The organism is Commensalibacter sp. ESL0382, from assembly GCF_009725775.1.
Lineage (GTDB): Bacteria > Pseudomonadota > Alphaproteobacteria > Acetobacterales > Acetobacteraceae > Commensalibacter > Commensalibacter melissae.
In genome coordinates this window covers 18368-33977 of the sequence record NZ_WNII01000009.1, presented here as the reverse complement: position 1 = coordinate 33977, position 15610 = coordinate 18368, and the positions used below count along the sequence as shown (strand labels likewise).

The 15610-nt window shown below is 36.4% G+C and carries 11 protein-coding genes; 8 read left to right on the top strand and 3 right to left on the bottom strand.

Going from position 1 to position 15610, the window contains the following annotated elements:
• Positions 1-384 precede the first annotated feature (384 nt).
• The 5 genes from GM552_RS03040 (at position 385) to GM552_RS03020 (ending at position 5418) form a co-directional block, all read left to right on the top strand.
• Positions 385-1164 carry a 1-acyl-sn-glycerol-3-phosphate acyltransferase gene (locus GM552_RS03040; RefSeq protein ID WP_196424843.1) on the top strand — a complete coding sequence of 260 codons (780 nt, stop codon included), beginning with the start codon at positions 385-387 and terminating at the stop codon, positions 1162-1164.
• Between the two features lie 275 nt (positions 1165-1439).
• The gene (gene miaB / locus GM552_RS03035) at positions 1440-2822 is read left to right on the top strand and encodes a tRNA (N6-isopentenyl adenosine(37)-C2)-methylthiotransferase MiaB (protein ID WP_155565221.1); all 1383 of its coding nucleotides are present in this window, start codon (positions 1440-1442) and stop codon (positions 2820-2822) included.
• 12 nt (positions 2823-2834) lie between these two features.
• Positions 2835-3920 (top strand): PhoH family protein, encoded by a 1086-nt coding sequence (locus GM552_RS03030; protein ID WP_370533584.1) that lies wholly within the window; start codon positions 2835-2837, stop codon positions 3918-3920.
• A 14-nt stretch (positions 3921-3934) separates the two neighbouring features.
• Complete coding sequence (gene ybeY, locus GM552_RS03025) at positions 3935-4432, top strand: rRNA maturation RNase YbeY (protein ID WP_155565220.1); 498 nt, start codon at positions 3935-3937, stop codon at positions 4430-4432.
• Positions 4433-4434: 2 nt separating this feature from the next.
• Complete coding sequence (locus GM552_RS03020) at positions 4435-5418, top strand: hemolysin family protein (protein ID WP_122123346.1); 984 nt, start codon at positions 4435-4437, stop codon at positions 5416-5418.
• A gap of 30 nt (positions 5419-5448) precedes the next feature.
• Here the strand turns inward: GM552_RS03020 and GM552_RS03015 are convergent, their stop codons facing one another.
• Positions 5449-6408 carry a carbohydrate kinase gene (locus GM552_RS03015; protein WP_155565219.1) on the bottom strand — a complete coding sequence of 320 codons (960 nt, stop codon included), beginning with the start codon at positions 6406-6408 and terminating at the stop codon, positions 5449-5451.
• Between the two features lie 260 nt (positions 6409-6668).
• On the opposite strand from GM552_RS03015, the gene GM552_RS03010 reads away from it, so the two are divergent.
• The 3 genes from GM552_RS03010 to GM552_RS03000 all read left to right on the top strand — a co-directional run bounded on the left by GM552_RS03010 (position 6669) and on the right by GM552_RS03000 (position 12395).
• The gene (locus GM552_RS03010; protein ID WP_155565218.1) at positions 6669-7013 is read left to right on the top strand and encodes a DMT family protein; all 345 of its coding nucleotides are present in this window, start codon (positions 6669-6671) and stop codon (positions 7011-7013) included.
• A gap of 153 nt (positions 7014-7166) precedes the next feature.
• The gene (locus GM552_RS03005; protein WP_122123344.1) at positions 7167-7799 is read left to right on the top strand and encodes a thioredoxin domain-containing protein; all 633 of its coding nucleotides are present in this window, start codon (positions 7167-7169) and stop codon (positions 7797-7799) included.
• 21 nt (positions 7800-7820) lie between these two features.
• Complete coding sequence (locus tag GM552_RS03000) at positions 7821-12395, top strand: AAA family ATPase (RefSeq protein ID WP_155565217.1); 4575 nt, start codon at positions 7821-7823, stop codon at positions 12393-12395.
• 4 nt (positions 12396-12399) lie between these two features.
• Here GM552_RS03000 and GM552_RS02995 read toward each other — a convergent pair whose 3' ends face one another.
• The gene (locus tag GM552_RS02995) at positions 12400-13902 is read right to left on the bottom strand and encodes an OprO/OprP family phosphate-selective porin (protein WP_155565216.1); all 1503 of its coding nucleotides are present in this window, start codon (positions 13900-13902) and stop codon (positions 12400-12402) included.
• A 180-nt stretch (positions 13903-14082) separates the two neighbouring features.
• Complete coding sequence (locus tag GM552_RS02990; protein ID WP_155565215.1) at positions 14083-15477, bottom strand: OprO/OprP family phosphate-selective porin; 1395 nt, start codon at positions 15475-15477, stop codon at positions 14083-14085.
• Between the last annotated feature and the right edge of the window lie 133 nt (positions 15478-15610).

Sequence of the window (15610 nt, the reverse complement as noted above, 5' to 3'; positions counted from 1 at the left end):
GAACTCTTCAAAAGAAAAATACATTAAAATAAAAAAACGCCAAAAATTTGGTAAATTATTTTAAATTTTTCTTTATGAATAAATCTTGTCGTTACACATATTTTCAGATAACAATTATAAAGCCCGTGATTATTACTTTTATATTACAATACTGAGAAAACTGTATTTTATTTTTTGTTAAAATTATGAATTTTGTTATTTATGTTATCCAAAATTAAGAATATTATTTTTCAGTCAAATAATAAAAAAATTAGAGATAGGTCACGTATAGATTTCAATTCATTATTTGACAATAATGAAAATGCAGTTAATACCTATAATCCTAAATTTCTGAAAAAAATTAGGGCAATTCTCAGAATCTTCACCATTTTGGGATGGACTGGAATGGCTATTCCAGTACAATCAATCTTTGTCAAACTCCCTGGAAAATTAAAAACCAATTTTGCAAGGTATTATTGGTATATTGTGGGAAAATTACTGGGGCTACGCCTTCATACCTTCGGCAAGATTATTGCCCTGGACTCAAAAAAGGGACAGGATCGTCCAATCTTATACATTGCCAATCATTGTTCATGGCTGGATATCGTCACTATAGGCGGATTATTGCCTGGATGTTTTGTTGCAAAAAAGGAGGTCGGAACCTGGCCTCTTATCAGTATTTTATGTAAACTTGGCCGCGTTTCCTTTGTCAGCAGACAACGACACTCAACAGCTAAAGAACAAATTGTACTACAATCAAGATTAAGAAACAATGATAGCCTAATCTTATTTCCAGAAGGCACCTCTTCTGATGGATCGCATTTATACCCTTTTATGTCCTCTTTTTTTGCATTGGCAAAACCCCATGGTAAGAACACCATAACTTATAAAACACCCATTATTCAACCAATTTCAATTACATATGATCGTTTGGACATGTTACCTGTCAACAGGTTCACCCGACCCATTTACTGCTGGTATGGTGATATGGAATTGGCACCACATTTATGGAATCTTAGTCAATATTCCGATATGCATGCATCCGTTATTTTTCATGATCCTTTATATCCAGAAAATTTCAAGACCCGTAAACATCTTGCGCAGGAAACCTGGGATATTATTGCCAAGGGTACTGTTGCATTAAGATCAAATCATTCTAAAGATGAAATAAAGAAAATAATTTAATATTTTTTATCTGATAAAATATGAATTACGATTTATCATACCTATATTAAATTATATAAATGTTAATGAACTAATTCAATTTTTTCTTGCAACATTTCTGGATATACAAAATATTAATTCATATTTAAATAATAAAAACCTTTTACTTATCTTCAATTTGAATATTAATTTTCATATATTAATGGATAAATAGCTTGTATCTATTCCTGTCTTTTTATAAAAAGTGTATTTTATTGTAATTCAAAAATATCCTAATACCAAGGCCAAATCCTGATATGGTTCAACGAGACTTTACTTTGACAAATGCAAATTTAGATAATGAAACATCACGGCGATATCTGCATATAATCACATGGGGATGTCAAATGAATGTTTATGACAGCAACAGAATGGTCGATTTGCTGCGTCCATTAGGATACAAAGTAACGGATAAAGCTGAACAGGCGGATGTTCTCATTCTTAACACTTGCCATATACGCGATAAAGCCACTGAAAAGGTTTTTTCCGAACTAGGACGTTTGAAACAGATAAAGGAATATCGCAATCAGCTGGGGAACCCCACCCTTATAGCAGTGGCTGGATGTGTAGCTCAGGCTGAGGGAAATATCATTCTTCAGAGGGCTCCCTATGTTGATATCGTGTTAGGTCCTCAAACTTATCACCGTCTTCCAAAAATGATTTTGGAAGTGGCCCGGCAATCGGGGAGTATAATCGAAACCGATTTTCCTGTTGAAAGCAAATTTGATTTTTTGCCCATACCTCAGGAAAATACAGGTTACAGTGCTTTCTTAACAATTCAAGAGGGATGTGACAAATTTTGTTCATTCTGTGTTGTTCCCTATACACGTGGTGCCGAAGTCAGTCGTCCTGTACAGGCAATTCTTGATGAAGCTACTCATCTTTGCAGTATTGGCGTAAAGGAAATCACTTTACTTGGTCAAAACGTCAATGCCTATCATGGAGAGGGTCCTGACGGAAACATTTGGAATCTGGCTCGTCTTGCAGAAAAACTTTCATCATTACCAGAATTAAGCCGTATTCGTTACACGACTTCCCATCCAAGGGATATGGATGACAGCCTTATCAACGCACATCGTGATTTACCTGCATTAATGCCATTTCTGCATTTGCCGGTTCAGTCCGGATCAGACCGTATTCTCAAGGCCATGAACCGTGGACATACAGCTGATGAATACCGTAAGATTATTGATAAATTGCGCAAGGCACGTCCTGATATTGCTTTATCTTCAGACTTTATTGTCGGTCATCCTGGTGAAAACCTGAAAGATTTTGAAGATACCATGCAGCTTGTCCGTGACGTTCAGTTTTCACAAACTTTTTCCTTTAAATATTCCCCCCGACCCGGAACGGCTGCCGCTATTTCCATGCATCAGGTTAGGGAAGAAGAAAAAGATGCTCGTCTTCAGGCCTTACAGGCTTTGTTAAGAGAACAGCAAGATCAATTTAACCAGAATACGGTCGGACGTACCATTCCCATCCTTTTTGTTGGTAAAGGTCGAAAACAAGGTCAGATAACGGGAAAGTCCCCCTATTTGCAAGCGGTTCACATTCAGGGTGACACATCGCTAATCGGTCGAGAATGTCAAGTTAGAATTGATAAATCTTTGACAAATTCGCTTTCAGGAACATTAGTTTAAAAAGGAACCATTTTGAATAATAAAGTTTCCCTACAGATTCATCCCATTCTTTTATCAGAAGAAGTAAAAAACGAATCTTTTTTAAAAACAACCCTGCAATTTCCTGACAATTTATTACTGGCTCAAATGTTGGGAGATCATGACCGCTATTTGGTTCAGATTGAAAACGAACTTCAGGTCAACATGGGTTGTCGGGGAAACTATCTGGTCATTGAAGGGGATATCCAACAGGTTGAACTTACCAAAACAGTAGTAAGCAATCTGTATCAACATATATATACTCATAATGAAATTAACTCTACCATCGTTAATAATTTCATACGCATGGCCTATAACGGACTCTTATCCATTCTTTATCCATCAAAACAAAATGAACCTCCTGAATCCATGGAACTCAAACAACCAGAATCAATTCCAACAATTTCTGTACGTAAAGGTACCATTTCACCTCGCACAACGGGACAGGCAAACTATTTGAAAATGCTGGCAAGAAATGAAATGGTTTTCGGAATTGGCCCCGCTGGAACAGGAAAAACATTTCTTGCTGTAGCCCAGGCAGTTTCCATGCTTTTATCTGGTCAGATTGATCGTATTATTCTATCTCGTCCCGCTGTAGAGGCTGGCGAGCGATTGGGGTTTCTTCCTGGAGATATGAAAGACAAAATTGACCCATATCTTCGTCCCCTTTACGATGCTCTATACGCCATGATGCCAGGAGATCAAGTTGTCAAAAGACTGACCAGCGGGGAAATTGAAGTGGCTCCTCTTGCCTTTATGCGAGGTAGAACACTTGAACATGCCTATGTCATACTTGATGAAGCCCAAAATACCACTCCTGCTCAGATGAAAATGTTTTTGACACGGTTAGGGGCTGGTTCACGAATGGTCATAACCGGCGATCTTAGCCAAATTGATCTGCCACCCATGATCAAATCAGGATTAAAGGATGCTGTTGATACGTTACAGGGTGTTTCCGGTATTGAGATTCTTCGTTTCAAGGCAGAAGATGTTGTCAGACATCCTCTTGTTAATCGTATTGTAAGGGCTTATGACAAACAGTCAGCAAAATTAAAAATATCTTCCGAGAATAAATCCTAGAAAGAAATTTCCTGATGACGTTCCTCTTCCGGCAATATCGATATCAAATTCTTGATTTTCTTTTTAGTGAAGTAATAATTATACAAGACAAGAGGTGGTATAAACTGATTCCTGATCTCAAGGAATTGATATACCGTATTTATACCCTGCAACCTTTTGCTGAACAAACCACGCTTTGTTTTGCCAATGACCAGACAATACAAAAATTGAATTGCCAATTCAGGAATAAAAATAAACCTACAAATGTTCTTACTTTTGAGCATCCAGATCCCCAATCCTATGGAGGGGACATTATTCTTGCCCTGGAAACCATTCAAAAAGAATCCCGTCGAGCCCGAAAACCAATGCGCCATCATTTGACACACCTTATTTTTCACGGCTTATTGCATTTAGAGGGATATGACCACCTTAAATGTAATGAAACAAAAACCATGGAAATGAAGGAATCCTATCTTTTAGGTAAAATCGGGATCCCGAATCCCTGGAAAAACTCGTCTTTTGGGAGTATATAGCCATGTTTCGTGCGCCAGGTAATAATGCGCCGAATAATACCGCATCAGAACAGTCACAATCAAATACAAAGCCAAACCGTTACAAATCTTTTTTTAAACGTTGGTTCCATCAAAGACATCAGCACAATTTGCGACAATCAATTGTCAACCTTGTAGATGACAGAAACAATCATTTACCTACAATTCCCGATGACAACAAGGAGGAATTCAATCCGCATGAGCGATTACTGATCTCCAATATATTAAGATTGAAAGATAAAACGGCTGATGATGTAATGATACCAAGGGCTGATATATTTGCCATTGATGATTCAATCAGTTTCAAGCAGGCACTGGAAATTATGCAGCATGAAAATCATTCCCGAGTTCCTGTCTATCATCAGGAATTAGACAATATCCAGGGGATGTTGCACGTTAAGGATCTTATTTCCTATATTGGACACAGTGAAGATTTCGATTTTGGTACAGTCATTCGACAGCCCCTTTTTATCGCACCTCAAATACCAGTTCTTGATCTCCTGCTACAAATGCGTGTACACCGGATTCATTTGGGGCTGGTAATTGATGAGCATGGCAGCATTGATGGATTGATAACGATTGAAGATCTGGTGGAAACAATCGTGGGCGATATTGCTGACGAACATGATGAACCTGAGGCCAACATGATTATCGAACGGGGAAACAATACGCTGGATGTGGATGCAAGAGCACATCTTGAAGATCTTGAGGAAAAAATTGGATCATTCTTGACCGAAGAAGAAAAAAATTCAGATATGGATACGTTGGGTGGACTTGTTTTCCATCTGGCTGAACATATTCCGACCAAGGGAGAGGTATTAACTCACCCATCTGGATTGATATTCAGGGTTCTGGAGGCTGACCCGCGACATATACGTCGTCTGCGAATGCATATCCCTCAGAACTGGTCTTTACCCGCATCCAACGATTCAGACACCCTATCAGAAACCAATTCAAACAATATATAACCCTGGTTATCAAACAGGGTTCATATCACTCTATAATTTTATAGCTTTCTTTTTAATCCGTTCATCAACTTCTTGTTCCCAAGGAGGATTGGCTCCACGCCGTTCACAAATCATTGCCGCAGCAACCGATGCATATTGTAAGGCTTTGGTAATTTCAGCAGGCGTGATAGTCTTAATTTTGTCAAGTGTCAAAAATCCATTTTTTTGTAAATAGGTCAGGGTTGCCGCCATAAAAGTATCCCCTGCCCCGATTGAATCCACTACATTATCAATATAATCAGGTGGAATCTCAATGACTTCATGACCTGGCAGATAACAAAGAACACCCTCGCTTCCACGTGTAATGATAACAATGGAAGTACCCTGATTGATCCAATGTTTGGCAGCATCATCAACTCTGGTGTCAGGCAATAAGAATTCCAGATCAGATTTGGATAATTTAATAATATCCGCCATGGCAGTCAGACGTGCCATACGTGCTCTATAAACAGCTGGATGATGTGTATTGCTGGGTCGACAATTTGGATCAATTGATAAAATTCTTTTTCCTTTTTCCATTCTGAACATCTGCTCACAAGATTCAGAAATAGGAGGTTCAATCAGAGAAGTAGAACCAATATGGATCAAATTGACATCGTCGGAAAATCCGGGGGATTGTGAACGAACCCATAATCTCGATACAGTATTTTCATCATAAAAGGCATAGGCGGGTTCTTCATTGCCCAATTCAACAAAGGCAAGGGTTGTTTGTTGGTTTCCCCTGGCAACATATTTTACATCAACGTTGGATGTCTCGAGAAATTCCATCAATTTCTCACCCCAAAAATCAGTGGAAATTCCTCCCATAAATCCGACAGCGCCACCAAGACGACCTATTGCAACAGATATATTTGCACAAGATCCGCCCGGGGCTGGACAATAGCAATCTGCACCATCTTTTGTTTTATCGGGAATGAAGTCAATTAAAACATCACCACAAACAATAATCATCCAAATCTCCTTTTTGAAAATACTGCATATTTTGATGAATCACCAAGATGTTACCAACATTATATTAGGGAATACAAATTAAAAAACCAGTATTAATATTTTAAAAAATAGAAATCGAGACACAAATAACAATCCCAATTTATTTAAAAATTCATTTTTAAATAAATTATATTGGAAATAATATTACTCTTTACACCTTATTCATTTCAATCATTCCAAGATTGATATCACCAACAAACCTACGAACATAAGGAAAATATATGCCTGTTTGGCTTATTACAGCATTGATGCTTGTCTGCTCAAATTTATTCATGACCTATGCATGGTATGGTCATTTGAAAACATTATCCGGCAAACCCTGGTATATAGCTGCATTAATCAGCTGGGGCATCGCTCTTGGAGAATATCTTATCCAGGTTCCTGCCAACAGGATTGGGTTTACAAAACTATCCCTTGGTGAGTTAAAGATCATGCAGGAAGCAATAACTCTTTCCGTATTTATCCCTTTCAGCATATTTTTCATGCATCAGTCTTTTAAGCTTGATTATTTATGGGCCGGTTTATGCGTTATGGGAGCTGTATACTTTATATTTCGTGGTGGTTGAGAATTTTTTTAACTTGCTTTCCAGAACTGTATGGTTTTTCTTTGTTATAAAAATTATAAATGAGAAATAATTAATAATTTTACCAATCCTTTGGGATATTATCTAAATTGAAATTTATCTCATACTTGAACTTATTTTACTGGAAATAATATCATGTCCATAACACGACGCTCTTTACTAGCCTCAGTTTTGCCTGTTTTGACTATTATGGCAACCAAAATTCCGACTCATGCGGAAATACCTAAAAATTTTTCAACTCCTCGTACACTCGGGAATTCCAATGCAAAAGTTCATGTTGAAGAATGGTTTTCGCTAACCTGTGTGCATTGTGGACGTTTTGCACATGATATACTTCCCCAAATACAAAAAAAATATATTGATACTGGAAAAGTTTTCTACATTTTTAAAGATTTTCCCCTGGATAAAGTAGCTCTAAAAGCCGCGATTGTGGCACGCTCCCTACCAGTAGATCAATATAAACCGTTTATTACAGCCCTCCTGAGTAATCTTGATCAATGGGCTTTCAATGAAAATGCTGATCCCTTGCAAGAATTGCAAAAATATTCAATTTTGGCTGGTATGTCCAAAGAGCGTTTTCAGCAGGTAACTCATGATGACGCAATTCAAAAAATAATATTGGAAGAAAGCAATTACGCTGAAAAACATTTCAAAATAGACAGTACACCAACCTTTATCTTCAACGGTAAAAAGGTTGTCGGTGAATTAACGCTTGATAAATTTGATCAGGAAGTTAATGATGCGTTGACAAGAACTGTACCTTCATAATTTCATTACCAACAGACTTATATGCCAATATATTTTACCCATTTAAAAATTTCTGGTTTTAAAAGTTTCGCAAATACGACTTCACTTGATATTTTACCTGGATTAACTGGTATAGTTGGTCCCAATGGATGTGGTAAATCAAATATTGTAGAGGCTATTCGCTGGGTTATGGGGGAAAGTTCCGCCCGTTCCCTGCGGGGTACAGGAATGGATGATGTCATATTTGCAGGAACTGCACGACGTGCAGCCTTTAACATTGGCGAAGTTGCAATAACTCTTGAAAATATTAAAAACCAAACCGAAAACGGGTTTGATGAGGTTATTCCAAACTGTTTTCATAACCAAAATCAAATTGAGATTTCCCGCCAAATTGAACGGGAAGGAGGCAGTCAATATCGCCTTAATGGAAAAATACAACGCGCCAGGGACATTCAAACCCTATTTGCTGATCTTGGATCAGGTCCACGTTCAACAGCAATTATAAGTCAAAATCGCATAGCACAACTTATTTCCGCCTCACCAGAGGAAAGAAGACAGGTTCTAGAAGAGGCTGCAGGGATATCTGGGTTATATAACCGTCGACGAGAGGCAGAGCTGAAATTAAAAGCAACTGAAGAAAATCTAGACAGATTAAATGACCTGAAAGAGCAGCTGACAAATCAAACCCAAACACTTAAAGAACAATCTGTACAAGCCACTAGATACCGTGAGATATCTACAGCTGTACGCGATAAAGAAACCAATTTGCAGATACTTTATTACCAAAGGGCGCAAAAACAGCTTCTTGATCTTAAAACGCAAATTTCAATTATTCTAAATAGAATTGGGGAAAAAGAAAATTGTATTCTGGATTTGCACAACAATCTGGAAGCTATGGAAAAAGAATCTGCTACCCTGCATCAACAGGAAATTCAGACGCGCGTTCATTGTGATCATCAGCGCCAGCAGATTTCTAGACTTGAAAACGAATTCAATCAGAAAACACAAGAAATAAAGCAATTGAATGACCGGCTGAGAGAAAACAAAACCCAATTGATTGACATACAGTCTCATCTTGAAAATAATCAATCCGATCAGGAAAATATTCTAATCAAAATCAACACAATTAATGAAAAACTTGACCATCATCCAACAAAAATTCTCCAGATTGAACAGGAGGTTAAAACCCTAGAAGAAAAAAGTGCTATCCTGCTTGATTTAATCCATGAAGATGAAAAAAAACTGTCTGAATCTATAAATAAAAATCATGAGATAACACAATATTTTAATCAGGTGAATGATGAAAAAACCAAATTTCAATCCGAATATGAACAGCTTTTATCCGAACAAAAAAGTTGTCTTGAAAAACTTCCTTCAGCTGAAAAACTGCAAAAAAAACGAGAGGAACTAAATATTCTCGAAAAAAAACTAGAGGAGATTGAAGCAAACCGTCAAATTCTTCAGAAAACCATTCAGTCCAAGGAATTTGAAAAGGAAAAACAAACTTATCATGCCCAACAAGTAGAAAAAAATTATAATGATCTCAATCAGACAATAAGACAAATCAAATCACAAGAAAAGCGATTAAATGATGATTATCAAAATACTATAAATCAAATCACTCAACTGCAAAGTCAGTCTTTAGCAACAGAAGAACAACAACAATTTCAGGAAAAGTTAATCAACACACAAATTACTCTTGAAAAAAGTAAAAAAGAAATTGATTTGGCACTCGAGCATCATCAAGCAGCCATAAAAAAACGCCTTGAACAGGAAAATTCTTATAATCAAGCATTACAGATCCATGATCAAAACAAAAAGAATCTTGACATAATTCATACCAACTTGCAACAGGCACAGAATTCATTCGAGACTTTAACCAAACAACAGGAATATCTGGCCAAACAGCTAATTGCTCCTGAATATCTTCAGGAACAACAAACACAATTTGAAAATATTAATTTACAATTAAAAAAACAGCATCAATTAATTGAACAAATTGAAAATGACCTAAAGAAAAATACAGAAGCTTTGGAAAAACAGTCTTCCATTGTCCAACAACATGAAAGTAAAATTCGTAATTTAGAAGCAAGACAGCAAGGATTGGCACAAATCCTTAAACAAACATCAGAGGAAAACATCAATACTGAATTACCAGCCGTTCTTGATCCTTTATCAATACCTCAGAAATGGATAAAAACTATAGCTGCAATTTTTGACGACACTATTGATGCACCAACTGGTCTTGATGCATCCCGGGGCTGGGTTACCCTAAGTAATATCAAGACAACATTAACAGGTGCATTGCCAACCCTGTTTGATGTTATTTCCCCGCCGCCGCCCTTACAAAGAGCATTTCAGCAAATTGGAATTGTAAATTCAGTTGAAGAAGGGAATAAACTTTTTCCCCATCTTTTACCAGGGCAAATGCTGGCTACTCAACAAGGAGATATCTGGCGCTGGGATGGTTATTACCAAACACATGCCATTCAAAACAAATCTGCACAACGATTGGTTCAAAAACACCTTCTGCAAAATATCGAAGAGGATTTAAAACGTCATTTACAAAAATCACCACAGATAGAAAAGTTGTATGAACAATTAAAAAATACACAAATACAATTTAAAAATAAATTATTGCAAATCAAAAGCGAATATAGGGATATTGAAAAACGGGCACAAATAATTACTCAGGATTTTTACGCTTTGCAAAATGAAGCCAGAATGGCCGAGACGCAATTTAACGCCATTGAACCTGCTGTCCAACAGGCTCAAAACGAACTTAAAACAAAAAAATTATATTTTGAACAAGCACAAAAAAAGACCCAGATACCCTTGCCAGATAAAGAGAAAATTTATCAATATTTACGTATAGAAAGAGAAAAAGAACAGATTGTTAAGCAAAAAAAAGAGGATATCAATAGATATGAACATCAATATTCCTTAGTCAAGGAACAATATCAACAACGCTTGAACCAAAATGCACAAAACAAAATCCAGATTGAATCTCTACAGGAAAAACTTGCACATCTTGAAATAGAGATTGATAGAAACAGGAAAAATTTAAATAATTTGGAAAGACAACTTAATCAAGCAGAAAATCCTAAAGAAATGTTTCAATCTGTTCATGTTATTGAAGATACGATCAATACGCTTAGCAAAAAGTTAGATAATGAAAATGAATTTTTTCTAAAAACGGAAACTGAATTAAATCAGGCTCAACTTTCTTATCAATCTCTTAAGGAAATTACTATTCAGCAGCAAAGCCGGCTGGATGCCCTGACTCCACGATGTCAGAAACTTGAAAACGATCTAAAAGAAATTTCCGTTCTTTTTCATCAAGCGGAATATAATCTTAATCATCGCATTAATTGTGAAGAAATGGAAAATAAATTAAAAAAACTGAAAGAGGACTATGGAATTAATGAAACAGAAAAAGAAAAAAAACGGCTTGACTATCATTTAATTCTTCAAGAAAAAGATAATCTGGACATTCAAAAAAAATCCCTTGCTCAGCAATTGGACAAATGGCAAGAACATTTCAGGGAAAGACAAAACGAAAAAGAGCAAATTCTTAAAAAAATACTGAATCTTGAAAATCAACTTAAAGATATAGATAAACTACCTGAGATCTTAAAATCCAAACTTAATGAATTTAAAAATGCAGAACGGCAATCTACTGCAAATTATCAAGAATTGCAAAAAAGAAATATAGAATATGATCAAGCAAAAAAAAATGCCGAACAGAATTTACAAAATATAAAGCTGGAAAAAAATAAAATTCAAGAACAACTTATAAAAGCCGAAACCAAAAAAGAACAAGCCGAGATTGTATTTGCTCAACTTGATAGCGACATTACCGACGAAATCAAAAACCTGTCAAACGAGAGAAATGATCATGATCTGGATGATCAGGCAGAAAAAAAATTAAAAAATTCAATTGCATCATTAAAGGCACAGCGGGAAGTACTTGGAGCTGTCAATTTGCGGGCAGACCTCGAATATCAGGAAAAACTGACAGAACTTAACCATCTTGAAAACGAATTCAATGAATTAACCACAGCAATCCAACAGTTACGTGAATCTATCTGTAAACTTAATAAACAGGGAAGAAGCAAATTAAACGCTATTTTTAAGGAGGTGGATCATCATTTTCAGGAATTATTTACCCGTATGTTTAATGGCGGACAAGCTTATCTTAAGCTTTTACCTCATGAAGATCCATTACAATCCGGTTTGGAAATTTATGCTCAACCTCCAGGAAAAAATCTTTCAACGCTCTCTTTACTTTCTGGTGGTGAGCAAGCGTTGACAACCTTATCACTTGTATTTGCTGTCAGCCGATGTAATCCTGTTCCAATTTGTATTCTTGATGAAGTTGATGCCCCTCTAGATGATCCCAATGTTGAACGTTTCTGTAAATTGTTGTCTGACATGTCACAGGCAGGGACACGTTTTTTAGTTGTAACCCATCATCAACTTACCATGAGTCACATGCAACGCCTCTATGGTGTTACGATGCAGGAACGCGGCATAAGCCAACTGATTTCAATTGATCTTGAAGATGCTATTAAAATTCAACAAAATAAACAACATGAACAACTGGAACTTTATTAGTTTGTCAAAATGTAAATTGTACCCTGGACATAATCAGATTACTTGTGCGTCCAGTTGAATTATAGTAATTATTTCTAGACCGTGTCGCCATTACATGATTATAATCAAGTGATATCCGCATATGTGACGAGGGATACCAATTCAACCCTGTTGCAAATATATTTTGTTTTCCTCCTTGAACCCCAAGATAATGACCGTTTTCATTCATACGATATTTATAATGATTAAGGTTCATGTTGCTCCATCGGATTGACCATTCCAAAGCTCCCCATTCTCCCGCGACAGGATTGAAAAAGCTCCCGACAGGGGGAGTGAAAACAGCTTTACTTTCATCATAGGATCTTGGTTGTCCAAACAGGACATAATTGACGCTAATGTAACAGCCAGAAAAATGCAAATTGGGCCTATTGCCTGACTTTTCCGCAACCCGTTGCAAAAACATGGAGTAATATTCAGACTGTATCAGAAAACGATTCAATCTTACCGCAAATTCAGGTCCTATTGCCCATATATTATTTACACCCTGAATGGTTCCTGTTCGCAAATAAGGACGGCCCAACCAAACTTGCCCCTCCTGTCCCGTACTTAATGAATATTTTCGGCTATCACCATGTGTCACAAAAGTTGTTGATAAACCCAAATGCATATCATAATGATTGATAGCTAAAGGTCTTACCGCCGCTCTTACAATACCGCCAAGTTCATTTCTTTGAAAATCCTGATAGGTTCCTCCCAACCTTTGTCCGGTAACTGAAGCGCTAAGATAATACCGTTTATTCCAGTGAGTCATCATCAAGGCAAGACGGGCATCTGATCCTGTTAAATTTCTAACCAGATCAACAATCATTGGACGTTCAACCAAAATAAATCCATTTGAGCTTTCAGTATCCAGCATAGTTATGGGAGGTTGTAACAGACCAATAGCGATAATGGTGTTTTCAAATCCGACATATTTTAAATAGGCCTCATAAATGGAATTATTAACCAATGCTGGGCGCCCTGCATCCGGTGTTATATTAATGATGAAATCATCATAGCGGATAGCAACATTAAATCGCCCCCTACGCAAAAATGCCTGTGAACCATCCATTCTGGATCCATTGCGTTTATTATCCGGACCTATAATTCCACCAATATCAAACTGTAAACTTGCCCCAAGAGAGATACTAAATCGACGATCACTGGATACCAGAGTTGGACGTCCCTTGGGAAAATTCAAATTGAAATGACCTATTTGATAAGAAATATCCCTATAAATATCAATGTTTCGAATTTTGTCAGCATTCCACATTGTACAATCCTGTTTATGATCCAAACATAGGTAAATGGATTGTTTGTTTCTGGAATTAGGAAATGCAGAAATCAATGAATTAGAAACACGTTCTGTTTGAGCATAGGCAAAAGAAATAGTAGCTTTTAAAACAATAATATTAAATGAACATGACAAAATAGGTCTTATATTCCTATATAAGGCCTCTACACTATTTATTCGATTTTTTTGAACCATGAAGGATCCTACTGTATTAACAGCCTTAAACTGAAGAAAGATTAAACAGAGCAGCTCTGTTTATAAATTTTGTCTCATTTCAGTAATGAATAATCATTCAAATCCTTTTAAATTTGTATATTCTCAAAAACAGCTTAAAGCCTTACCTCTAAAAATCAAGCCCTTGGGAGAATTAAATTTCTAAAAATTAAATTCGATACGAGAAATGAGAATATTACTTTTACGACCAGCACTATTGTAATAATTATTTCTTGAACGAGTGGCAAAAACATAATTATATTCAAGCGAAAATCGCATCTGATCAGCTGGATACCAATTGAAACCTGTTGCGATAACGTGCTGTTTTCCACCATGTATATTTTTTACTTTGCCGTTATCCCAATCGTATCGATGGCTGTTTAAATTCATGGTGCTCCAGCGTGCTGTCCATTCCAGTGCTCCCCAATCCCCTACCGCTGGATTAAAAAGCACATTTTTTGGTGCGGAAAAATAAGCACGTTCGGAAAAATATTGTCTTGGTTGACCGAACAAGACATAATTTGTACTGACATACCATCCAGCAAACTTTAAATTTGATCGGCGTGAATTATTTTCCGAATTTCTTTGCAAATCAATTGAGTAATATTCTGACTGAATAATAAAACGGTTGAATCTAAAGGCGAATTCAGGACCTATTGCCCAAACATTGTTTACCCCGTTAATTTTTCCGGTACGAATATAGGGACGCCCCGGCCAGATAAAGGCCTCTGGCAGTGCATTCATGGAATATCTCCGATTATCTCCATGAAATGCGACCGTTCCACTCACTCCCATATGCAAATCATAATTTTGAGATCCTATTGGATGGATGACAGCACGAATAATTCCCCCTTTTTGATTCTTTTGAAAATCCTGATAAAATTTACCAAAACGCTGTCCGGTAACTGAAGCGCCAATATAATAATTTTTTCCCCAATGAGAGGCTGTAAATCCTATTCTGGCATTCGCACCAGCTATATTTCTTACAAGATCAATGATCATGGGGCGTTCTACCAGGGTAAATCCTGCAGATGTTTCAGATCCCAGCAAAGTGACTGATGGTTGTATCAAACCAACGGATAAATCTGTATGATAAAACCCGATATAATTAAGATTAATCTCATGAAATGAATCATTAACCAATGCACCACGTCCAACATCAGGAGCAACAATAATTTTAAAGTTATCATAGGCAATTGTTATGATAAATCTTGCACGCCTCAATACAGCCTGTGACCCACCCATATCGGGTTGATTATGTTTTTTATCGGATCCTATGAAACCACCAATATCATATTGAATGGACGTTCCAATTGATAGACTGAAATGATTATTCATTGATTTTAATAAAAATCTACCTTTGGGAAAGCTGATTTTAAAATCACCCATGTCATAAATTATATTTTTATATGGATCCAAATAAGTAACCTGATTTGTTTGGAATAAAGAATCATCATTGGCTTTCGCGGCTGAAACCCAATTCAATAAAAAATATAATGATATTGAATAAATCCCGAATTTTGAAAAAGCCATAGAAGTTTCATAAGATTTTCGCATTTTACAATTTCCATGGATTTTCTTTAATAAAGACCTGTTTAATCTTTGAAAGAATTTTCAATTATTTTTTTCAAATATTAATGTATCTAGTATTGATTATATATACAATATTTTTGTAATAAATTTTTATTTA